The organism is Pseudoduganella rivuli, assembly GCF_009674485.1.
Lineage (GTDB): Bacteria > Pseudomonadota > Gammaproteobacteria > Burkholderiales > Burkholderiaceae_D > Rugamonas > Rugamonas rivuli_B.
This window is the reverse complement of record NZ_WKJJ01000022.1, coordinates 111,782-133,734: the sequence shown is the minus strand read 5'-3', so window position 1 is coordinate 133,734 and position 21,953 is coordinate 111,782. Positions and strand designations below refer to the sequence as shown.

Annotated in this window: 21 protein-coding genes; 4 read left to right on the top strand and 17 right to left on the bottom strand. The window is 64.9% G+C overall.

All coding sequences use genetic code 11. From position 1 onward, the window contains the following. The 15 genes from GJ700_RS28685 to GJ700_RS28615 form a co-directional block, all read right to left on the bottom strand. A partial coding sequence (locus GJ700_RS28685) for a 4'-phosphopantetheinyl transferase family protein (protein ID WP_371868178.1) occupies positions 1-514 on the bottom strand: 514 nt, incomplete at its 3' end. Next, complete coding sequence (locus GJ700_RS28680; protein WP_154380491.1) at positions 477-1,313, bottom strand: metal-dependent hydrolase; 837 nt, start codon at positions 1,311-1,313, stop codon at positions 477-479. The genes GJ700_RS28685 and GJ700_RS28680, both read right to left, overlap by 38 nt. 34 nt (positions 1,314-1,347) lie before the next feature. Next, positions 1,348-2,145: a metal-dependent hydrolase gene (locus tag GJ700_RS28675; protein ID WP_154380489.1), complete on the bottom strand. Its 798-nt coding sequence runs from the start codon at positions 2,143-2,145 to the stop codon at positions 1,348-1,350. Then, a complete protein-coding gene (locus GJ700_RS28670; RefSeq protein ID WP_195764040.1) occupies positions 2,142-3,011 on the bottom strand; it encodes an acyl-CoA desaturase in 870 nt (289 codons plus the stop codon). Before GJ700_RS28670 ends, GJ700_RS28675 begins: the two co-directional genes overlap by 4 nt. Before the next feature lie 44 nt (positions 3,012-3,055). Further along, positions 3,056-5,131 (bottom strand): FAD-dependent oxidoreductase, encoded by a 2,076-nt coding sequence (locus GJ700_RS28665; RefSeq protein WP_154380485.1) that lies wholly within the window; start codon positions 5,129-5,131, stop codon positions 3,056-3,058. After that, positions 5,124-5,891: a 3-oxoacyl-ACP reductase FabG gene (gene fabG / locus GJ700_RS28660; protein ID WP_154380483.1), complete on the bottom strand. Its 768-nt coding sequence runs from the start codon at positions 5,889-5,891 to the stop codon at positions 5,124-5,126. The genes GJ700_RS28665 and fabG overlap by 8 nt, the downstream gene beginning before the upstream one ends. A 37-nt stretch (positions 5,892-5,928) precedes the next feature. Continuing rightward, entirely contained in the window at positions 5,929-7,119 is a 1,191-nt protein-coding gene (locus tag GJ700_RS28655; protein WP_154380481.1) for a beta-ketoacyl synthase N-terminal-like domain-containing protein, read from the bottom strand. 1 nt (position 7,120) lies between these two features. Beyond that, on the bottom strand, positions 7,121-8,341 hold the full coding sequence (locus tag GJ700_RS28650; RefSeq protein ID WP_154380479.1) for a beta-ketoacyl-[acyl-carrier-protein] synthase family protein: 1,221 nt from the start codon (positions 8,339-8,341) through the stop codon (positions 7,121-7,123). 19 nt (positions 8,342-8,360) lie between these two features. Further along, positions 8,361-8,801, bottom strand: a complete 441-nt coding sequence (locus GJ700_RS28645) for a 3-hydroxyacyl-ACP dehydratase FabZ family protein (protein ID WP_154380477.1) — start codon at positions 8,799-8,801, stop codon at positions 8,361-8,363. Next, positions 8,801-9,133 (bottom strand): phosphopantetheine-binding protein, encoded by a 333-nt coding sequence (locus tag GJ700_RS28640; protein ID WP_154380475.1) that lies wholly within the window; start codon positions 9,131-9,133, stop codon positions 8,801-8,803. Before GJ700_RS28640 ends, GJ700_RS28645 begins: the two co-directional genes overlap by 1 nt. Then, complete coding sequence (locus GJ700_RS28635; RefSeq protein ID WP_195764039.1) at positions 9,130-10,299, bottom strand: SDR family oxidoreductase; 1,170 nt, start codon at positions 10,297-10,299, stop codon at positions 9,130-9,132. Before GJ700_RS28635 ends, GJ700_RS28640 begins: the two co-directional genes overlap by 4 nt. A 296-nt stretch (positions 10,300-10,595) precedes the next feature. Continuing rightward, positions 10,596-11,204: a tetratricopeptide repeat protein gene (locus GJ700_RS28630; RefSeq protein WP_371868177.1), complete on the bottom strand. Its 609-nt coding sequence runs from the start codon at positions 11,202-11,204 to the stop codon at positions 10,596-10,598. A 57-nt stretch (positions 11,205-11,261) separates the two neighbouring features. Further along, a complete protein-coding gene (locus GJ700_RS28625) occupies positions 11,262-12,026 on the bottom strand; it encodes a GIN domain-containing protein (RefSeq protein WP_308700721.1) in 765 nt (254 codons plus the stop codon). A 27-nt stretch (positions 12,027-12,053) separates the two neighbouring features. Continuing rightward, positions 12,054-12,269: a hypothetical protein gene (locus tag GJ700_RS28620; protein ID WP_154380469.1), complete on the bottom strand. Its 216-nt coding sequence runs from the start codon at positions 12,267-12,269 to the stop codon at positions 12,054-12,056. A 123-nt stretch (positions 12,270-12,392) separates the two neighbouring features. Next, entirely contained in the window at positions 12,393-13,448 is a 1,056-nt protein-coding gene (locus GJ700_RS28615) for a zinc ribbon domain-containing protein (protein WP_154380467.1), read from the bottom strand. Positions 13,449-13,583: 135 nt separating this feature from the next. Here GJ700_RS28615 and GJ700_RS28610 point away from each other — a divergent pair, with 135 nt between their 5' ends. Then, the gene (locus GJ700_RS28610) at positions 13,584-14,987 is read left to right on the top strand and encodes a c-type cytochrome (protein WP_154380465.1); all 1,404 of its coding nucleotides are present in this window, start codon (positions 13,584-13,586) and stop codon (positions 14,985-14,987) included. A gap of 8 nt (positions 14,988-14,995) precedes the next feature. Here GJ700_RS28610 and GJ700_RS28605 read toward each other — a convergent pair whose 3' ends face one another. Both GJ700_RS28605 and GJ700_RS28600 read right to left on the bottom strand, forming a co-directional pair. Then, the gene (locus tag GJ700_RS28605; RefSeq protein ID WP_154380463.1) at positions 14,996-16,381 is read right to left on the bottom strand and encodes a sensor histidine kinase; all 1,386 of its coding nucleotides are present in this window, start codon (positions 16,379-16,381) and stop codon (positions 14,996-14,998) included. Further along, positions 16,378-17,055 (bottom strand): response regulator transcription factor, encoded by a 678-nt coding sequence (locus tag GJ700_RS28600; protein WP_154380461.1) that lies wholly within the window; start codon positions 17,053-17,055, stop codon positions 16,378-16,380. The genes GJ700_RS28605 and GJ700_RS28600 overlap by 4 nt, the downstream gene beginning before the upstream one ends. Before the next feature lie 327 nt (positions 17,056-17,382). On the opposite strand from GJ700_RS28600, the gene GJ700_RS28595 reads away from it, so the two are divergent. From GJ700_RS28595 to GJ700_RS28585, 3 genes are all read left to right on the top strand, one after another. Next, complete coding sequence (locus GJ700_RS28595) at positions 17,383-18,558, top strand: porin (protein WP_154380459.1); 1,176 nt, start codon at positions 17,383-17,385, stop codon at positions 18,556-18,558. Between the two features lie 33 nt (positions 18,559-18,591). Continuing rightward, positions 18,592-19,623, top strand: a complete 1,032-nt coding sequence (locus GJ700_RS28590; RefSeq protein ID WP_154380457.1) for an ABC transporter substrate-binding protein — start codon at positions 18,592-18,594, stop codon at positions 19,621-19,623. A gap of 83 nt (positions 19,624-19,706) precedes the next feature. Further along, a complete protein-coding gene (locus GJ700_RS28585) occupies positions 19,707-21,944 on the top strand; it encodes an ABC transporter permease (protein ID WP_154380455.1) in 2,238 nt (745 codons plus the stop codon). Positions 21,945-21,953 lie beyond the last annotated feature (9 nt).

The window sequence follows — 21,953 nt, the reverse complement described above, 5'->3', positions numbered from 1 at the left end:
GCGCGGTCCGGCAGCAGGCCGGCGCCGCCAGCGCGCCGGCAGGCAGGTCGAGGCGGTCCAGCGGCAGCGTCATCCCCGTGCCCAGGCACTTCCCCACCGCCTCGGCCCGGCTCCACAGCCGCGGCACATCGGCGGGCACGGCCGGCGCGCCGCCCAGCGCGGCAAAATAGGCTGCCAGCGCCCCCCCGCCCCGCAGCGGCCTCAGCCGCTCCACATCCACGCCCACCGGCGCGCTTCCCACCAGTACGTACAGCCACGGTCCCGCGTGCGACACATTGAATTGCACGGTGCCGCAGCGCAGCGCCGGCTTGCCTTCGCTGTTGCGCCACAGCGCATCGTCGGCCGGCGGCGTCCCCAGGTGCCAGGCCAGCGCCTGCCGCATCCCCGGCCCCGATACCGCGCGCCCGCTGCCGCCGCCCAGGTCGTCCGCATGCAGCACGTGCAGCGTCAACGCGCCGGCATCCGGGATCCGCGCCTCAGGCCGGATCGGCGCCGACGATGGAATAATTGCCATCGAGTTGCTCGAACGCCCGCCGCACCAGCGACGTGTGGTCGGCCTGTGACGGATTGAAGCCCGGCTTGAAGTAAGCCAGCCAGCGTGGCAAGGCAAACCAGAACAGGCCGCGCCGGCCAAAGAAGTAACGCAGCGCGCCGCCCCATACACGCGGGCTGGCCAGGCAGCGGTCACGATACATGTTGTGCAGCGTTTGCATGGCGAAATCGCTGAGGAACAGCATGGCGCCATACAGGTAGCACGCCTGCAGCCGCACGTAGCCGCCGCCCGCGGCATGGAACATGTCATAGGCCAGCGCCTTATGTTCGAGTTCTTCCGCGCAATGCCATACCCACAGCGACCGCACCGGCTCGTCGCAGCCTTCCATGGCGGGCCCGTCGCCACTGAGCGTGTATTCGCACAGGATGGCGGTGAAATGTTCCCAGGCGGCCGTGATGCCCAGGCCGGTGGTGGTCGCCAGCCAGGGCGCAAACCGCAACCGCCATTGGGTATAGCCATCCAGCACGAAATCGAAGCCCTGCTCCTTCAGCACGGCGTTGCATTTGCCGTGCACGAAATTATGCGTCGCTTCCTGCCCGATGAAGGCACGGGCCAGCGGTTCCAGTTCCGTGCCGCGCACCAGCGGCTGGGCTTGTTTGATGCACGAGATCGCATAGCGTTCCGCCTGCGGCAGGCCCAGCGACAAGGCGTTGAACCAGTGCGTCTCGAACGGACGTCCCTGGTACCAGTAACGCACGAACCTGGTGTCGAAATCCACCCGCAGGCGGCGCACCGGGTAGCTGTAGGTAATCGTAGTCATAGCGATATGCTCCTAGAAAGGTAAGCGGGCAGCCTCACAGGTGGGGTTCGATCGCCACGCCCCGGCACACATATGCCGGATCAAAACGCCGCCAGGTGGCCGTCAGCAGCTTCAGCGGCAAGCGGAAGCAATTCGCGGAACGGCCGACGTTATAGTGAAACAGCGAACGCAGCAAAGCCCAGCTGGGGCCGTGCCGCGTCAGCGACAGCCAGATCATGCCGGCATTGATGAACAGGTAAAAAATCGTCGCCAGGCTCCAGGTGCTGAACGCCAGCATGGCGCTGCCGCCGCCCAGGTGGCGGTAGGTTTCATGCAGGACCTGGCGGTGCTCGACCTCTTCGGCCAGGTGCCAGCGCCAGAAGCGCGCCACCTCGGTGTCGCCGCTCAGCGCGGCGCGTCCCAGCTGGCCGGCAAACAGCCATTCCGCCGTCAGCGCGGCCAGGTATTCGACGCTGACCAGGTAAGCCAGCATCACGCGCTCCGGCAACACCCGGCGGCTGGCCGCGATGAACAGCGCGACTGCGCGGTACAGCGGCCCCAGGCGGAATCCCGCCTGGGCCAGCAGGGCGTTGTACCGCGCATGCATGCGGCGGTGATTCGACTCTTGCGCGGCAAAAATTTTTGCGCGCGCCCGCACGCCCGGATCGTCCAGCCTGGGCAACAACGCGGCAGTAAATTCCACCAGGTACAGTTCCCCCAGCTCCAGAATGATGGAGGCCACGCTGAAGGTATGGGTCAGGCAGATATCGCCGTCATTCCAGTTCTCCGCCAGCACTTCCGGTTCCAGCTCGAAGGTCCGGTTACGCACTTTCATGCCGTCCTGTTCCTTCATGCCTGCTCCATGCCGGCATGCCGCCGCACCTGGTTCGGGATGGACACCTTATGCACCAGGCCGACGCGCTGCAGCGCCTTGATCGCCAGGTAAGCCAGGTCCACCTCATACCAGCGCATGCCCACGCGCGCCGAACCGGGGAAACGATGGTGATTGTTGTGGTAGCCGCCGCCGCAGCTGATCAGGCCCAGCAGGACGTGGTTCAGCGAGCGGTCGCCGGTGGAAAAACTGCGGTATGAGCCGGGCAGGCGCGGCGCGCCATGCGCCAGCGTTGCCTGCGAGCTGATCACGTGCTGGCAGATAAACAACGGCACCACATACAGCCAGACCACGGCCTGCGCACCGGACGTTCCCACCCAGCCCAAGTGCCCCAGCAGATAAGCGCCGCCCGCGTACACCAGGTTGGGCACATAGCCAAAGCGTTCCAGCCACCGCAATTCAGGGTATGCCAGCAGGTCGCGGATGTAATGCGGGTCGGCGCTGGCGTTGCGCTCAGCCACGCCCCAGTTCAGGTGCGCATACAGGAAGCCGCCCCCCGCCGCCGCATAGGGGCTGTGAGGATCGCCCGGCTGGTCGGAAAAACGGTGATGCTGGCGGTGCATGCAGGCCCACCACAGCACGCTGCGCTGGAATGCCAGCGTCGCCCACCACGCCAGCACAAACTGGAACACGCGGCCGGTGGTAAAACTGCGGTGCGAAAAGTAGCGGTGGTTCCCCATCTCCACCCCGAGAATCAGCAGCCAGCCCAGCAACAGGGCCGGCGCCAGCAACGCGGGCTGCCATGGCACCAGGAACACGCTGAGCCACAGGCATTGGTGCAGGAACAGGACGGTCACGGTGACGGCGCGGCGCAGCCGATAACGCAACCGCCCTCCTTCGCGCGCAACCGCCGGCGCCATCTGCTCCCTTTTCACAGCGCCATCGCCAGCTGGTAGGCCTGTCCCATGGCGGAGCTGAGGTTGGTGGCGCGGGACACGTCACCTTCCGTATCCGCCGCGCCGATTACCGAGTACGGTACGCCGGCCGCAGCCAGCGCGTCCACCAGTTCGGTGCGGGGCACATGGCCCGCGGCCAGCACCACGGTGCGGGCCGGCACCAGTTCCTCCTGTTTGGTGCGCTTGTCCAGGATCCGCACCCCGTCCGGTTCGATGGACAGCAATTCCAGCTTGTTGCGCATACCGATGTTCAGCCGCTCCATCTGGCCCATCTGGATCCAGCGCGTGGTCCGGCCCAGCCGCATGGCGAACTTGCGGCTGGAGCGCTGCAGCATGGTGACTTCGGCCGCCGGCGTGGTGTCGGCGTCCAGGTACTGGGCCAGGCTGCCATCGCTGTTATAGGCGCGCAGGTAGGCATGTGCCGCGTCGCGCTGCTCGGTGCGGCGCTTGACAAGGAATTTGGCCACGTCGCAGGCGACGCCGCCGCCGCCGATGATCGCGACCGGATAGGCCACCGGACAGCCTTTTTCCAGCACGTCCGTGTATTGCAGCACGTGCGGGGCATCGGCGCCGGGAATCGCATCGGGCTTGCGCGGCAGGCAGCCGCTGGCCAGCACCACATGCTGGTAACGGCCATCCGCCAGGCGCTCGGCGCCGAACCGGGTGCCCAGGTGCACCTGCACGCCCGCCTCGTACAGCGCTTGCGTGTAATAGCGCACCGTGCCATGGAATTCGCTCTTGTCGGGCACTTGCATCGCCAGCTTCAGCTGGCCACCCAGCGCATGGCTTTCCTCGAACAGGTCGACCCGCGCGCCACGCCGCGCCAGGAACAGCGCCGCCCCCATGCCGGCAATGCCGCCGCCCACCACCGCCACGTGCAGCGGCTGCGCCAGCGGCGGATAATGGCCTTCACCCGGCAGCACGGCTTCCGGATTCACGCTGCAGCCCACCGGTTGTCCCGCGAACACATAATCGAGACAGTTCTGGTTGCAGGCGATGCAGGGATTGATTTCGTCAAAAGCATTGCGGCGCGCCTTGCTGACCAGCGCCGCATCGGCCAGGAACGGACGCGCCATGGCAACCATGTCCGCCTCGCCGTCGATCAACAGGTTTTCCGCCACGCGCGGATCGTTGATGCGGTTGCTGACGCACAGCTTCAGGTCGGGATAGCGCTTGCGCACCAGGCGCGTGGCGCTGGCAAAGGCGGCGCGCGGCGCCACCATGGCAATGGTCGGCGTGTGCGAATCGTGCCAGCCGATGCTCACGCTGAGCAGGTCGATGCCATACGGTTTCAGCAAGCCGATCAGTTCCAGCGCCTCGTCGGCCGTCATCCCGCCTTCGAACAGGTCCATGCAGGGGATGCGGTAGATCACCGGATAATCCGGACCGACCCGTTCGCGTACGCGCTGCGCGATCAGCACGGCCAGCCGGCTGCGGTTGGCAAAATCACCGCCCCAGCTGTCGGTCCTCAGATTGGTGCCGGACGCCAGGAACTGGTGCACCAGGAATCCCTGCGAGAAAATCAGCTCGATCGCGTCGTAGCCGGCGGCGATCGCGCGCGCGGCGCAGTCGGCATAGTCATCGACCAGCGCCAGGATTTCCTCATGGCTCATTTCGCGCGGCTTGAAAATACTCGACGCCAGTTTCAGCGGCGACGACGACACCAGGTTGCCGTGCACCGCTTCGCGGCCGAAGTGGATGATCTGCAGTGCGATGCGGCCGCCTTTGGCATGCACGGCCTGCGTAATCAGGCGATGCGGCGCGATCTCGTCGTCGGCCTTCAGCGAAAAGCCATGCAGCGCAAACTGGCCGGGACCATCGGGCGAGCAGCCCGACGTCACGATGATGCCCACGCCCTCTTCCGCGCGCAGCGCATAGAAGCGCGCCATGCGCTCGAACTGGTCGTCGAACTCTTCCAGGTTCAGGTGGATCGAGCTCATCATCGTGCGGTTTTCCAGCCGCAAGCCATTGACATCGATCGGCGAAAACAGCTTGCTCAGCAGGGGCGCCTGCGCGGCCGCCGGGGCGCGCACGTCGGACAGATCAGACATTCAAACCTCCATCAACCACGATCACCTGGCCCGTGATATAGCCAGCGGCCTTGCTGCACAGGAAACGCACCACGCCAGCCACTTCTTCCGGCTGTCCCAGGCGGCCGAGCGGGATGTGCTGCCCCGGCTGGGCCAGCATCTGCGCGCCCCGTTCGGTGCTGCGCACCTGGTCCAGCATCTCGGTATCGATGAAGCCTGGCGCCACCGCGTTGACACGCACGTTGTAGCGACCCAGTTCGAGCGCCATGCCGCGCGTCATGGCCAGCACACCGGCTTTCGACGCCGCATAGTTGACCTGGCCGACCTGGGCCTGCAGGCCGCTGACGGAGGACACGTTGATGATGCGGCCGCCCTTGCGCACCGTCATGCTGCCCATGGCCGCACGGCAGCAATAGAAGGCGCCGTCCAGGTTGGTGGACAGCACGCCGCGCCACTGTTCTCCGCTCATGGTTGCGGCGATGTTGTCGGCCACGATGCCGGCATTGTTGACCAGCGTGTGCACCCAATAGCCTTGTTCGCGGATCTCCGCGAACATGCGCGTCACCTGCTCCTGGTCGGCCACGTCGGCCTGTACCGGAATGCCGGTGGCGCCGGCGTCAGCCAGCGCGGCGCAGGTTTGCAGCGCCGCGTCGCGCTGCCTGGCGTAATTAACGAAGACCGGCATCTCCAGGTCGGCCAGCGCAAGGCAGATCGCGCGGCCAATGCCGCGGCTGCCGCCGGTGACCAGGATGGCCTTTTGCGGACGGGTAGTTTTATCCATGAAATATCAAGCCTGTATTGCTGTCAGTAAGGAGGGATCAGCCTTGGAAAGCGGACAGATGGATCGCGCAATAATTGCGGCGACCGCCGACGCCCGACACCAGGGCGCTGCGGTGCGCCAGCGCGCCGCCTTGCGCGCGTTGACGCAGCAGCGCCGGCGCATCGCCGGCCACGCCGGCACTGGCGGCGCCTTCGCCGTGCGCCACCATATGCGCGGCGGCGGCCACCTGCAGCGCGGCGGACCAGGCATCGCCCTCGCCGGTCAGCGAGCGGACGGCGAACACCTGCGCCTGCGGCGCGTGCGCCTCGACGAAAGCGCCCAGCGCATGGGTTTCCGCCACTTCCTGAGGGCGGTTGCTGCCGCCCGCGCCCACACTGACGACACCCAGCCCGTCCGGCGCGGCGCCGGCGCGCTCCATGGTCCGCAGCCAGCGCTGCCGCAGCACGTCGGCCATGTCTTCGTCATCGCCGGCACGGCCTTCCAGCCAGGCGTCGAGCGAACAATAGATGCGCGCGCCACGCGCCTGTGCATGGCTGGCCGATTCCAGCACCAGCATGCAGGCGCCTTCGGACGGCGCCAGGAAGCCGGCGCGTTCGCCGAAGAATTGCGGCGCGTGCTGGCCCAGATGCTGGCGGTTCAGTTGCGCCAGCACGAACAGCGAAAACTTGGACAGCGACTCATACCCCCCCACCAGCGCCACCTTGGCGCTGCCGGCGCGGATCTGGCCCGCGGCGCGGGTAATCGCTTCCATCGACGCCAGTGGTCCGGAGGCGAGTACGGTGCTGGGGCCGCACATGCCATAGCGGATCGCCACCTGGCCGCAGGAAATGTTGCGGGCAATCTTGGGGAAATCCGCGGCATTGAGCTGGTCGGCCTTGCCGCCCAGGCGCGGCTGGATGAACTGATAGCACGACGGCAGTTCCGCCCGCGCCGTGCCCAGGAACGTGCACGCGTCGTGCAGCATGGCGGCGTCGAGCTGCGCGTCGTCGATGGCCAGGCCGGCGGCGGAAGACGACAGCGACATGGCGCGGTCCAGCATGCGCAGCTGACGGTCCGTAAAGAAGCGCTTGGCCGGGAAATCGCCCACGCGGGCAATCACCGCCGACGGATGCGGCTGCTGGACATTTTCGGGCCACGGGCTCCATTGTGGCGTGCCGGAGAGCAGGCCGGCCATGTCGCTGCCATGCGGGCCAACGACGCCGATACCGGTGATGACAATGCGCTCCATTTCAAGCCTCCACTGAATTGACGCGGCTCAGCACAACGCACGAGCAGGCGCCGCCGAAACCAAAGGACTGGGATATGGCGTGCGTCAACGCGGCCGGACGCGGCGCGCCCATGACCAGGTCGGCGCTCAGCGCGGGCTCGTTGCCGGCCGTGTGCGGCGTCGGCGGAATCAGCTGGTGTTCCAGCGACAGCACGGTGCTGATCGCCTCCATGATGCCGGCGGCGCCCATGCAGTGGCCGATCAGCGGCTTGTTCGAATTGACCAGCACTTCGCCGGCGCGCTCGCCGAAGACGTGGCCGATGGCCTTCATTTCAGTGCGGTCGTTGTGAACGGTGGCGGTGCCGTGCGCATTGACATAGTCAATCTGCCGCGCCGTCAGGCCGGCGTCGGCCAGCGCGCGTTCGACCGACTGCGCTTCGCCCATGCCGTCGTCGGACGTGGCGGTGAGGTGGAAGGCGGTATTGCTCAGGCCATAGCCCGACACTTCCGCATAAATCCTGGCGCCGCGCGCCAGTGCGCTGTCCAGCGTCTCCAGGTAAAAAATACCGGCGCCTTCACCGATGGCAAAACCGTCGCGGCCGGTGTCGAACGGCTTGGGCGACGTCGTCGTAATCGAAAACAGCGAGTTAAAACCGGCGTGTATCAGCGCGGCCAGGATGTCGCCGCCGCCGACCAGCACCGCGTCGCAATCGCCTTGGCGCACCAGGTCCGCACCATAGCCGATCGCATCGGTGGTCGAGGCGCACGCGGTCGATACCATACTGGTCGGTCCGGTCAGGTTATGCCGGGCGGCCAGGAATTCAAGCTGGTAATTGACCAGCGCCGCCTCGCCTGGGAAGTTGTCGTCCAGCCCGGCGCCGGTATGGTATGCCTCGGCCATCGCTATCAGGTTTTCAATGCCCGCGCACAGCGAACCGAGCACGCAACCGACCTGCGTCCCGGAGCTGAAGCGGGGGCCAACGCCGGCCATGCGCAACGCTTCGTCCGCCGCCAGCGCCACCAGGAATGCGCCTTTTTCCTGGGCTTCATGGGCCGTCATCCCGTCCGTCACCGCCGCGGGCACCTGCGCCCCCAGCGTGCTGCGGTAACCGTGGCCCTCAAAATGCGGCACCGGCCCGATCGCCGTCCGCCCGCTCAGCAAACCTTGCCAATACGCGTCCACTCCCACGCCATAGGGCGACACCGCGCCTATCCCTGTGACGACTACCCGGCACTTCGTCATCGCTCGACCCTCTTCCGTATCAATCAGCCGGTGCACGCACCGCCACCATCAAATCCAAAGTCACCGCCTTGCCGCCATCGGCAAAACGGCCCGTTCCTTTTGCATCGAACATGCCGCCCGGATTAGCCCGCACGTCCAGCTCGAAGTGGATGCGGTCCCCCGGCAACACCGGCCGGTGCACCAGCGTGCGCCGGACGCCGGCCAGCATGCCCAGCCCCCGTTCGCCCGGATGGCGCGCGGCAATCAGCACCCCGGCCAGCTGCGCGCCGGCCTCGATCAGGAACACGCCCGGCACAATCGGCATTTGCGGGAAATGCCCATCCAGGTGCGGATGCTCGCGCTGCCACACGCACTCGCCACGCACGGTGTCGCCGTCAACTTCCACTGAGGCGACAAACAATGCGTGGCCGCGGTGCGGCAGCAAGCCGGCCACCTGTTCTGCTGAAAAAGCTTGCGCCATTACAGGCTGTCGTCGGCGTCAGCCATGTTCAGCTCGTCGATATCGACGGCCAGGATCTTGCCCACGCCCGTATCGCCGAACTGCTGGAAGATGTAGGTGCTCAGCAGGTCGATCGAATTGCTGGCTTTCGGGTTGAAAGTGGTCGGGATCGACTCGCCCAGGATTTCGTGCAGGGTTGCCACGGCATCGAACGCTTCGATCGAATCCAGGCCGATCTGGCCAACCAGGTCGGCTTTGACATCCAGGACGATGTCGTCTTCGATCATCAGCAGCTTGCGCAGGATGTCGGCAATTTTCTGTTCCAGGGCGGCCCGGTTGTTAAAGTCACTCATGCTGTTTCTCCTAGTTGGGACGGCTTGTTGTGGGGCGCTTCCCGGCGCCGAACCCGGGAGCGCAGTGCATAGTCGGCAGTCACCATGATGGCTTCCCGCATCGGCGGAATGACGATTCCCGCCTGCGCCAGCAGCGCGTGGGTGGCTGCGACATCGAAATCGCGTTCATACGCGAGATAGGGTCCATAGGTGCGCAGCAGTAATTTCTGCGCACTGTATTCGTAACGCGCCAGCTCGTCCGGCGCGGCGTCCAGCGCGAGGCGGTCGGCCCGGATGATGCGCGGGCGCGCCGTCGCTTCGCTGCCGGCCTTGTGGCGTGCCATCACTTCCAGCACCGCCTCCACCACCTCCGACACCGCCAGGCTGTTGGCGAGACCGGCCGCCAGGTGATAGGTGGCGCCGGCCGCGTCCGGGCGTGCGCTCAAGTGCAGCAGCGCGCGGCACACATAGTCGAGCGGCACCATGTCGGGCCGCGCATCGGGATCGGCGACCAGGATATTGGAACGCCCGCGCACGGCCAGGCCGACGAATTCATAAAAACCGAAGAACTTCGAAATCGCGCCCGTGCGCGAATCGCCAATCACCTGGCTGGGGCGGAACACGGTCACCGGCAACTCGTGGGCCGCGGCGGCCACCAGCTCCTCCGCTTCCAGCTTGCTTTCCTCGTAACCGTTCCAGAATCCCTGGCCCAGCCGCAGGTCGCTTTCCTTCAGCAAGCCGTTGCGGTCGCCCGCCACGTAGGCGGTCGAGACATAACTGATGTGGAAGCCGGCCGTACCGCGCAAGCGGCAGCGGCGCGCGAACGCCAGTACCGCAGCCGTACTGTGCACGTTGATTGCGCGGGACTCCGGCAGCGGCAGGTCGAAGTCGACACTGGCGGCCAGGTGGAAAATTTTCTCGACGCGCGCAGCCAGGTCGTCCAGCACGCCGTCCGCCAGGCCGAAGCCCGGCAGCGCGGCGTCGCCCTGCAACGCATGGATGCGGGACGCATCCCCCGCCATGGCGGCGCCACCAATCACGGCATCCAGGCGGCCACGCGCCGCGGCCGCGTCGGTGGCGCGGATCAGGCAATAAATGTCATGATCGGGAAATTGTTGCGCCAGGAGCGGCAACAAAGCGCTCCCCAGCGCGCCGGTGACACCGGTGAGCAAGACGATTCGAACCAACCCGGTACTCCAATTTGCATAAACCTGCTCTGCGTCGACGCGCAAGGAGCGTACTCCCGCCTATGCAATCATCACCCAGCCAGCAGTCTGTTTAGATCATCAGACAGCACCGGAAAACGCCGGCGCCGTCCACGCAAGCCACCGGTTTTCGGATGGCGCCCGCCATGAAAATTACTTCATGTCTGAAGTTGACGGATTTCAATATTCTTACATATTCCGCTAGCTTTTCACAATAATAATTAGCAGAAAAGATAAATATTTTCGCAACCACATCAACGAACGGGGCCGGTAATGCTTTAGCCGCCTCCCGTGCGCGAACTGCGCGGCAGTGGCGTCCCGGTTTTCCATGCGGAAGACATGGCCTGGCCTTCTTCGATCTGTTCCGCCGTCATTTTTGTGACGATGGACGCACGCTGCTCCGCTGCTTTGGCATTGCCCGCCGCCGCCGCCAGGTTCCACAGCATGTACGCCAGCACGTTATCCTGCGGCATGCCGCCGATGTGATACCGGTACATCAGCCCCAGCACCTGCTGCGCTTCCGCGTGGCCCTGCTCGGCCGCCTTGCGGAACCACGTGATGGCCTGTTTATGGTCCTGGATCACGGCATTGCCCGTGTAATACATGGCGCCCACCACGTATTGCGCATCGGCCTTGCCCTTCAGCGCGGCCTTGCGATGCCACGTCAACGCCTGCTTGTAGTCCTGCTGCACGCCGCGGCCCATGTAATACATCAAGCCGAGCAAATGCTCGGCATCGGTATTGCCGGCGCGGGCCAGCGGTTCGATTTCTTTGTAGGCAACCGCGTAGTTGCGGTTGTTGTAGGCTGTCGCCCCTTCCGCAAAGCCGGCATAGGCGGGGCTCCCCAACGCCCCCCAAGCCACACCGGCCGCGGTAATGATCCTCAATAGTCTCTTCATGTGTCTTTGTAGTCGGTTGTCTGTTCCGGCAAATCGACGTTGTTGTTATTTCCAGCGCACCTTGCCCAGGCCATCGACGCTGACATTGCGGTTTTGCGGCTGGCCATACACGGTGACGGAACCCAGCCCGGAGAGGCTCAGGTTGGCGTTCTGTTTCGCCGTCACGGTTGCGTTGCCGAGCCCGCTCAAATCAATGTTCACGCTGTCCGCCTGGAATTGCTGCGCATTCAGTCCACCCAGTCCGCCCAGCGTGGCCTTCAGGGTCTTGCTGCGGCCGCCCAGGGTCACGTAACCGGCGCCCTGCAAATCCAGTTCGATGCTGTCGTTATCCGCCGCCCAGATATGCATGCTGCCCACGCCGCCCAGGTTGGCGCGGATATTGCGGTAGTCGCACGACACCTTCATGCTGCCCGCGCCATCCAGCGTCAGCTGGATTTCCTCGCCGGAAAAGCCGGACACTTCCGTCGTGCCCACGCCCTCCGACACCAGTTCCCGCAGCGCCGGCAACGTCAGCTCGGCTTTTACCGTATTGCGGCCGAACTTGAAGCCGTGGTTTTCACTGTCCAGGTGCAGCGTATCGCCGGCCTGCACCGTCGATATTTTCGCCACGTAGCGCTTATCCCCGGTCACCGTCAGCGAAGGTGTATCGCCGCGCCGCAACTTCAGGTCAATCACGCCATCGAGCTTGACGCGCACCACGCGCGCATCGATGGCGCGGTTTTCCGTGATGTTGTCATCGGCGGCGCATACACCGGCAAACAAGCCAAATACCGCCAGCAGCGCGCCGAAGCGGAAGAAATTCATCGTCATGTCGGGTTCCTCTTGGTAACTGCCGGATCAACCCGCGATTGCCGCCTTTTCCGCCGCCGTCAGGCGCTTGGCCGACACGATGACGACCGGTACCTTGTTCGCGATCGCCGTGGCCGGCGTGTACGCCGGCTGTTCCAGGGTGGTGGCCGGGCGCGGCGTGCTGCGCGCCAGCGCTTCCGACGACAGGCCCAGCACCAGGGTGGCGGCCACGAAGATGATTTCCATGTTTTTAGCGATGTTCATTTTTATTCTCCCCAGATCAGTGATTTTTAAAGCGTTTCGGCATGGTTGAACTATACCGATTCGCACCTTGATCCAGATCAGGATTGCGATGAACTGCAAAAAACGCGGACCAGACGTCGGTTTTCAGGCGATTTCACTGTTGTCGGCACGGGCCTGGGCGCCGCAGGCATGGCAAAACCGGCTGAACGCGCTCTTGCGGGCGCTGCACGCGCCACAGCGGTTGAACAACCCGATACCGCAATGGGGACAAAAGTCGCGCGCCGGGTCTTTCAGGTCGACCGGGCGTTCGCAGCCGGGGCACACGCCCTTGTCCAGCCGCGCCAGCGCCACGTCATACGACAGTGTCTGGCGGCGCTGGCTGTCCGGCAGCGCTTCGGCCGCCTTTTGCCGCTCCAGGTAGCGCTGCAGTGAAATGATGGCCTGGCGCCCGATCAGCACCGTCAGCAGGATGCCGACGATGTAGCGCACATAACCGCCATAGCTGGGCAGGTACGGCACCAGTTCGACAAAGAACGCAAACGCGGCGAAATAAATGAAACCCCAGACGAACGGCCAGTACTGGCTCTTGCGGTGCTTGCGGAACAGCCAGACCGCCGCCGCCAGCAGCGGCAACGTCAGCATCAGGCGGTAGCCGAACACGCGCAATTCCTGCGCCCGCAACGCGGCTTGGTAGGCGCCCTGCGCCGCGTCGGCCAGCTTGTCCCATTCCTGCTGGGCGCGATCCTTGGCTTGCGACGCATCCAGGTAAGCCTGTTCCTGCGCTTCCACGGCCGACAGCGCCTTGCGCTCATCCACTTTCAGCCCGTCCAGCTGCTGCGTGCGCTTGATGAGTTCCGGATCCTGTTCCGGTTTCGCCGTCGCGTGGCGCGTGGCCAGCCAGTTGTCGAAGGTTTCGCGGGCCGATTGCGTGTTGGCTTGCGCCACCTGGTGTTTTTGCCGGGCCTGTTCCAGCGCCGCGTTGGCCGCCGCCTGGTGCGCCTCTTCCTGCTTCAGCGCCGCGCGCACGGCCGGCGTGCGCTGCGGGTCCATGAATTGTTCCAGCGCCAGCGGCTGTTCGACCATGCCCAGGTTGTCGACGACCTGGCCGCCCAGGCCGATCAGGAACCCGGCAAACGCGAACGCGACCAGCCACAGGCCGCGCTGGAACCATTTTTCAGACAGGCGCAGGGCTTTACTCATGGGAACCTCCGAAGAATTATTATCTTCATGATAATACATTCAACGGAGAAATTTTAGCGCGGGGACTCTACCCGCCCGGAGCGAAGGCATTGCCCCATGCTAAGATACCGCTATCTTGAACCCCCGTCCCTTCTCATGAACCTTGCTACTTTCCTGCGCGCCGCCGCGCTGCTTTGTGTTGCCGCACCACTTGCTTCCCATGCTGCCGGACCGTCCGTCAGTGCCGGTGAAAAGCTGTACCAGACCTATTGCGCGGCGTGCCACGGGCCGAAGCTGGAAGGGGCCGAGGGACCCAGCCTGGTCGACCAGGTGTGGATACACGGCGCGCCCACCAAATCGAATCTCGTCAACATCATCGGCAAAGGCGTCCCCAACAAAGGCATGCCGGCCTGGTCGCAGACATTGAGCGCGGCGCAGATCGGCCAGCTGGCCGACTATATCGCGGCCGCGCCGAAAGCCGCCGCTGCAAGCGCGGCAGCGCCGGCAGCCAAACCTGCCGCCGACAACCTGGCCGGCCTGAAGCTGCCGAAAGGCTTCCGCATCGCCGTCTACGCGGACCATGTCGACAACGCCCGCTCGATGACGGTGTCCGACAGCGGCATCGTCTATGTCGGCTCGCGCAAGGCCGGCAAGGTGTATGCGCTGGTGGACGAAAACAAGGATGGCGTGGCCGACAAGGTTGTCACCGTCGCCGAAGGCTTGCAGCATCCGATCGGTGTCACGCTGCTGAACGGCGCGCTGTACGTGGCGGAGATTTCCCGCATCATCCGCTTCGACGGCATCGACAAGACTTATGCGGCAAAACCCGCCTACAAGGTGGTCAAGGACGATTTGCCGAAAGAGACGTGGCACGGCGAGAAATTCATCAAGGCCGGGCCGGACGGCAAGATCTACGTGCCCGTCGGCGCCCCCTGCAATACCTGCGACAAGGAAGGCGAGATGTATTCGAAGCTGTGGCGCATGAACCCGGACGGCAGCGGCTGGGAAGAATATGCGCGCGGCATCCGCAACACGGTGGGCTTCGCGTGGCATCCGCAAACCAAAGAACTGTGGTTCACCGATAACGGCCCCGACGAAATGGGCGACAACATGCCGTCGTGCGAACTGAATGTCGCGCCGAAAGCGGGCCTGCATTTTGGTTTCCCGTATTGCCACGGCGGCGTGCTGCCCGATCCGAAGTTCGGCAAGGCCGGCAGCTGCGAACAATACGTGCCGCCTGTCGCGCAGCTCGGCCCGCACGTGGCGCCGCTGGGATTGACCTTCTACACGGGAACGCAATTCCCGCAGCAATACCGCAACCAGGTGTTCATTGCCGAACACGGCTCGTGGAACCGGGAAAACAAGATCGGCTACCAGGTCAGCCTCGTCACGCTGTATGGCAACAAGGCCGTCAGCAAGACCACGTTCATTGAAGGCTTCCTGCAGCCGGATGACAAGGTCACCGGCCGTCCGGTCGACCTGGCCGTGCTGGCCGACGGGTCGATGCTGATTTCCGACGACCACGCGGGCAAGGTGTACCGGGTCTCGTATCAAAAGTAGCGGCGCGGTTACAGGCTAAAGCGAACACAAGCGTCAAGCCCTTCGACTTTGCCGTCCTTTTCGCGGTTGCGCAGGCTGAGCCGGGCGCCCATGGCGTCCGCGATTTCTGCGCAGATGGCCAGCCCCAGGCCACCGCCCTTGGAACTGTGGCTGCCCGCAAAGGGTTCAAAGACGCGCATTTCCTGGTCGGCGACGCCGGGACCGGTGTCCCACACACACAGTTCGATGGCGCCGTCCGGCGCCGCGATACGGATTCCCAGGCGCGACTCGGACGGTGTATGGCGAATCGCGTTGTGCAGCAAATTCGACACCATTTCGCTGGCCATCCAGGCACGCCCGTGGACCCACGCGCTGCTTGCTTCCAGTTCGAATTCCAGGTTTTTGTCGGAAATCAGCGGCGACAAATCGATCGCCACTTCCCGCGCCACCGCCAGCAAATCGCACTGTTCGCTGGTGCCTTTGCCGCGCATTTGCTCGACCCGCGCCAGCGACAGCAACTGGTTGGCGACATTGGTGGCGCGGTCCACGGTGGCGCGCATTTCCAGCAGCGCCAGGTCGGGCGCGATATCGCCCCGCACGCCCGATTGCAGTTGCATTTTCAGCACCGCCAGCGGCGTGCGCAGCTGGTGCGAGGCATTCGCGACAAAACGCTGCTGCATATCGACCATGCGGTGCAGGCGGCTCATCAGATCGTTCAGCGCGGCCACGACCGGCTGCAATTCGCGCGCCGCCGTTGGCGTCGACAGCGGCGACAGGTCGTCTTCCTGGCGGGCGAGAAGCTGGGCGCGCAAACTGTCGAGCGGGCGCAGCGCGCGGGTCACGACGACATACGTCACCGCCGCCACGATGAACAGCAGCATCGCCTGGCGCAGCACCGTCCCCCACAGGATATCGCGCGCCACGTCCTGGCGGAACACCAGCGGTTCGGCGATCTGGATGATGACGTTGTCTTCCAGCCGGTGCGATGCGCCGGGCTGCGCCACGACGGCGATGCGCACGGGCGCGCTGCCATAGGTGCCCTCATACACTTTCAGCAGGGCGGGAACGGTGAGCCATTTGTCGCCGCCGCGATAGGCCGGCAAGTCCGGGTCGCCCGCCAGGTGGCGTCCCCGGTAATCGCTGATCTTGTAAATCATGCGGGTCGAATAGCCGGCTTCATAGACTTCCAGCGCGGCGTAGGAAATATCGCCGCGCAACTGCCCCCCTTCGATACTGATCCGGTCGCCGATGGAATAGGCGGTGGTGACCAGCATGCGGTCATAGGCGGTGTTGGCGGAATCGAGCGCGCTGCGGTACAGGTGCAGGGCGTCGATGGCGATGAACAGCGCGATCGGCAGGATGATGCCGGCCAGCAGGTAGCCGCGCAGCGAGCGGAGCGGTGCAAGCTTGCTCATGCCTCCGGCCGGCTTTGCGGACGCAACAGGTACCCCAGACCGCGCAAGGTCATGATCTCGGTGCGGGTCGCCACCAGTTTCTTGCGCAGGCGGTGGATCACCACTTCGATGGCTTCGACCTGTACCTCGGCGTCATCGGGGAACACCAGGTGCAGCAGCCGCTCGCGGTTGACGGCGTGGCCGGGACGGGCCATCAGCGCCTTGAGCAGCGCGTGCTCGCGCGGCGTGAATTCCAGCGGCGCCTCGCCATGATAAAACGCGCCGGAACTGCGCTCGAAGCGCAACTGGCCGCATTTCTGGATGGGCTCCTCGCCGCCCTTGCGCCGCAGCAGCGCGCGGATGCGCGCCTCCAGCTCTTCCAGGTCGAACGGCTTGGCCAGGTAATCGTCGGCGCCGGCATTCAACCCCGCCACCCGGTCGCCCACCGCGCCGCGCGCGGTCAGTACGATGACCGGCGTGGTGATGCCTTGCGCACGGCTGCGTTGCAGGATATGCAAGCCATCGAGACCGGGAATGTTCAGGTCGAGGATCACCAGGTCGCCCACTTCATCGCGGATCAATTTGAGCGCCTGCGTGCCGTCGGCGCAGCCGATCACATGGAAACCGCGCTTTTCAAGGGCCCGCGTCAGCGCCTTGGACATGTCTGCATCGTCTTCTACTAGCAAAAGCTTCATGGTGTGGCCATAGCAAAAAGGTGGCGCCGGAGTGACGTAACCATTGTATCCCGGCAAATTTTGTGCGTCAGCCCGGGGGTGGCCGACAAAGGCCCCGGATTGACAGCCAACTGAAAGGAAGCTGAAAGCGGCCTGCAAGGAAAGGGGCATTTTCAGGATTTCCTTCGTTTTATTTTTGTTTCGTCTCGCCTAGACTCCGCTTCAGTCGTCAGTCACGCCGGGTTCGGCGGACCGCACGATTCCCTGCCGTGCGGGCTGCCATAACGCTTCCCGCCCGGCGCTGATGAACTGAATGTAGAGGGCGCGGCAAGCGCCCCTGGAGACATAATGAAAAAGCAAAACTGGATGTTGGCTGGCGCCGTTGCGGCGGTCTGTGTCACGGCGGCGACGGGCGCACATGCGCAATCCGGCCTGCAAACCACGCTCTATGGCGTGGCGGACGCGCAGTTCGAATACATCGACGCGACGGGCGGCGCGGTGCCGGCGCAAGACCGGCCCGGGCGCTTCCGCCTCAGCAACGTGAGCTCGGAACTGGGCGTCAAAGCCAGCCTGCCACTGGGCCGCGGCATGACCGGCCTGGCCCAGTACACCACCGGCATTTCCGTCGACAATGCCGGCAGCGCCAACGGCGGCATGTTCGGCAGCGCCAAGGACGTCTTTGTCGGCATCGCGTTCGACGGCATCGGCACGCTCAAGCTGGGCCGCATGACGGCGGCCGCGCGCTGGATCAGCAGTGCCGCGGACTTTTCGCCGATGGCGGCGGGACTGCAGGATGACATGGGCATGTTGACGGGCAACAGCGGCCAGTCGGTCACCGCGCCGCAGTTCAATGTCCGTTTCGACAACACGCTGGGCTTCGAGTCCGCCAGTTTCCACGGCCTGTCGGCGCGCGCCTACTTCAGCGCCAACGAAAACAAGAGCGCGGCCGGCACCGCCACCAGCCCCCACCTCGATGACAAGAGCTACAGCCTGGGCTTGCAGTATGTGACCGGTCCGCTGGACTTGCGCCTGGCGTATGAAGTCCGCAACGACAAGGGGACGCTGAACGGGTCCACCGACCGCAATACCCGCGACAAGGATTTCCGCTTCGGCGCGCGCTACACGCTGGCCACCGGTACCATTGTTGCGCTGGGCTATGACCGCATGCGGATGACGGACCCGAACGCCACCGGTACGCTGAAAACCCGGTTGAGCAAGAACGGCATGCTGGTCGGCGCCAAACACGCGTTCGGCGACCACGTGGTGTACGGCGGCTATGGCGTGGGCAGCGACGTCCGTTGTTCCTATGGTAACGGCACCGCCTGCAACGGCGCCGACACCGGCGCGCGCAACGCCGTGATCGCCTATCAATTCCTGATCAACAAGCAGATGATGTGGGAAACCTTTGCCGCCATCGTCAAGAACGAGGCGCGCGGCAAATACGACTACGATTCCGGCGGCATCGGCATCAACACCGGCGCCACGTCGCGCGCGGTGGGCAGCGGCCTGCGCTACGCATTCTGACGCGCCGCCCCTTCCCCATTCCAAGGAGACAATATGAAACAATCCCTACTACTCGCCGTCGGGGCGCCGCTGGCAATGCTGGCCGCCGCCCCGGCCAGCGCGGCCGACGCCGGATCGATCAACATCATTTGCGGCGTGCAGGCCGAATGGTGCAGCCTGGTGCAAACCACGTTTTCCCGTACCACCGGCATCAAGGTCAACATGGTGGCCAAGAGCGGCGGCGAAGCGCTGGCGCAAATCTCGGCGGAAAGCGCCAATCCGAAAACCGACGTCTGGTTTGGCGGCACTGGCGACCCGCACCTGCAGGCGGCGGAAAAAGACCTGACCCTGGCGTACCAGTCACCCAATATCAACCTGTTGCGTGACTGGGCGGTGAGCCAGGCCAGGCAGTCGAAGTACAAGACGGTGGGCATTTATTCCGGGCCGCTGGGCATTGCCTACAACACGGAATTGCTGGCCAAGAAAAAGCTGGCCGCGCCGGTGTGCTGGATGGACTTGATCCAGCCCCAGTACAAGGGGGAAGTGCAGATGGCGAATCCGAATTCGTCCGGCACCGCCTATATGGCCATCGCCACGCTGGTGCAGATCACGGGGGAAGACAAGGCCTTCGAATACCTGAAGGCGCTGCACAAGAACATCAGCCAGTATCCGCGTTCCGGCACCGGCCCGCTGAAAAATTCATCGCATGGCGAAAACACGATTGCCGTCGGCTGGCTGCATGAAGTGCCGGGAGAAGTGATGCAGGGCTTCCCGATCAAGGGCAGCGCGCCGTGCGAAGGCACCGGTTATGAAGTGGGATCGATGTCCATCATCAAGGGCGCGCGCAACCTGGCCAACGCCAAGAAGTTCTACGACTGGGCGCTGACCGCGCCGGCACAGGAACTGGGCCTGGCCGCCAAGCAGTTCCAGCTGCCCGCCAATGCCCAGGCCAAAGTCGATCCGCGCGTGCCGGACGTGAAACGCATCAAGATGATCAACTACGACTTCGAAAAGTATGGCAAGGCCGCCGAGCGCAAACGCCTGATCGAACGTTGGGAAAAAGAAGTCAACGGCGCCGCCAACTGACCGGCCGTGGTGGCGCGGCAGCCGGTTCCCGGCGCCGCGTCCATACCCATAGACCAGGCCAAGGCCTGCACACTGGAAAAAAAATGGAACAGAAAATTGACTATAGCGATGCGTCGCTAGGCTGGGCCGCGCTTGCCCTGGCCGCCTCGCTGCTGCTGCCGTGGTACGCGATGCCGGATAGCGGCTGGCTGAGCGCGTATCCCGCCCTGTTCGGCGACATGGCGTCGGCCCCCGGCTGGCTGCAGGCCGCCGCTTATCAGCGCTACTGGCTGTGGCTGCCGCTGGCGGCGCCCCTGCTGGCCGCGCTGGCGCCACTGTGCCCGACCCGCCGCGGCCAGGGTTTGCTGCTGGTGTGCGTGGCCGGCACGGGCCTGGCCGCCCTGCTGGCAACCGGTTACGCGATCGGGCCGCAAGGCTGGGCATGGTTTGGCTGGCAGGATGGCCTGTGGGCGCTGCCGGTCGGGCAATACGGCATGGGCTGGGGCGGCGCGCTGGTGTTGCTGGCGCTGCTGATGCAGCTGGCGCTGGGCGTGGCCCGCCTCGGCTATTTCCAGGGCAATGAATTCGTGGCGGGCGCGGTGCTGCTGTGCTCCGCGCTGTTAATCCTGTTCATTGCCTTCCCCGTGCTGAAATCGCTGTCGGGCGCTTTCCTGGACGAGGCCGGCGGCATCAGCGGCGCCGAAGCGTGGCACCGCCTGTCCAGCGAACGGATCTGGAACCTCGGTTGCCTGCAAGGGAAGAATACCTGCGGCGTGGCCTGGAATACGCTGGCGCTGGCGCTGGCGACCGCCGCCGGCACGACAGTGCTCGGCACGTTGCTGGCGCTGCTGACCGAGCGTTCCCTGGTGCGCGCCCGGCCACTGGTGCGGGTGCTGTCGACCTTGCCGATCGTGACGCCGCCATTCGTCGTGGGCCTGGGCCTGATCCTGCTGTTCGGCCGCGCCGGACTGGTCAACCAGGCGATCGAGCAACTGTTCGGCATCGAGCCGTCGCGCTGGTTCTACAGCGCCAAGGGCGTATGGCTGGCGCAAATGATCGCGTTCACGCCGATCGCCTACATGATGATGCGCAGCGTCGCACAATCGGTGGCCCCGACCCTGGAAGAAGCGGCGCAGACCCTGCGCGCCAAACCGATGCGGGCCTTCATGACGGTAACCTTGCCGTTGCTGGGCCCCGGCCTGGCCAACGCGTTCCTGGTGGGCTTTATTGAATCGATGGCCGACTTTGGCAACCCGATCGTGGTGGGCGGCCAGTTCTCCGTGCTGTCGACGGAAATTTTCTTCGCCATTGTCGGCGCCCAGCTCGACCCCGGCCGCGCCGCATCGCTGGCGCTGATTCTCAGCACCTTTGCGCTGGCCGTGTTTGTCCTGCAGCGCATGGCGCTGGGCAAAGGCAGTTATACCAGCATGTCCGGCAAGGGCGATAACGGCATTCCGCCGCCGCTGCCGGCGCCGGTGCGCCGCGTCGCCATGGGCGTGGCGATGCCCTGGCTGGCCTTTACCGCCATCATCTACCTGTTCGCGTTTGCCGGCGGTTTCGTCAAGCTGTGGGGCCGCGACTTCAGCCTGACCCTGCAGCACTTCCAGACCGGTTTTGGTTTTGAATGGGACCACGGCATCGTGTGGCTGGGCGCGGGCTGGGATTCGCTCTGGACCACGCTACGCCTGGCCGGCATGGCGGCGCCGCTGACGGCGATCCTGGGCCTGCTGATGGCGTACCTGCTGGCGCGCGTGCAGTTCCGTGGCCGTAACGCGTTTGAATTCGGCGCGCTGCTGGCGTTTGCCGTGCCGGGCACCGTACTGGGCGTGGCCTACGTGATGGCGTTCAACGTGCCGCCATTCGAACTGACCGGCACCGGCCTGATCATCCTGCTGTGCTTTGTCTTCCGCAACCTGCCCGTCAGCATCCGCGCCGGTTCGGCGGCATTGAAGCAAATCGACAAGAGCCTCGACGAGGCGTCCGCCATGCTGGGCGGCTCGACCCTGACCACATTGCGCCGCGTGGTGCTGCCGCTGCTGCGGCCGGCATTGGTGGCGTCGCTGGTGTATGGCTTCGTGCGCGCCATGACCACCGTGTCGTCGGTGATCTTCCTGGTCAGCGCCGAGTACGAACTGGCCACCACTTTCATTATCGGCCGCGTCGGCAATGGCGAATACGGCGTGGCGCTGGCGTATTGCACGGTGCTGACCATCCTGATGCTGGGCGCGACCGGCATGGTGCAGTGGCTGGTGGGCGAACGGAAACTGGGGCGCCGCACGACGCAAGCGGCGCCGGAGCAGGCGCAGGCGCAGGAACAAGCGCCGGCGCTGGCGCAGGCGTGACGACAATCA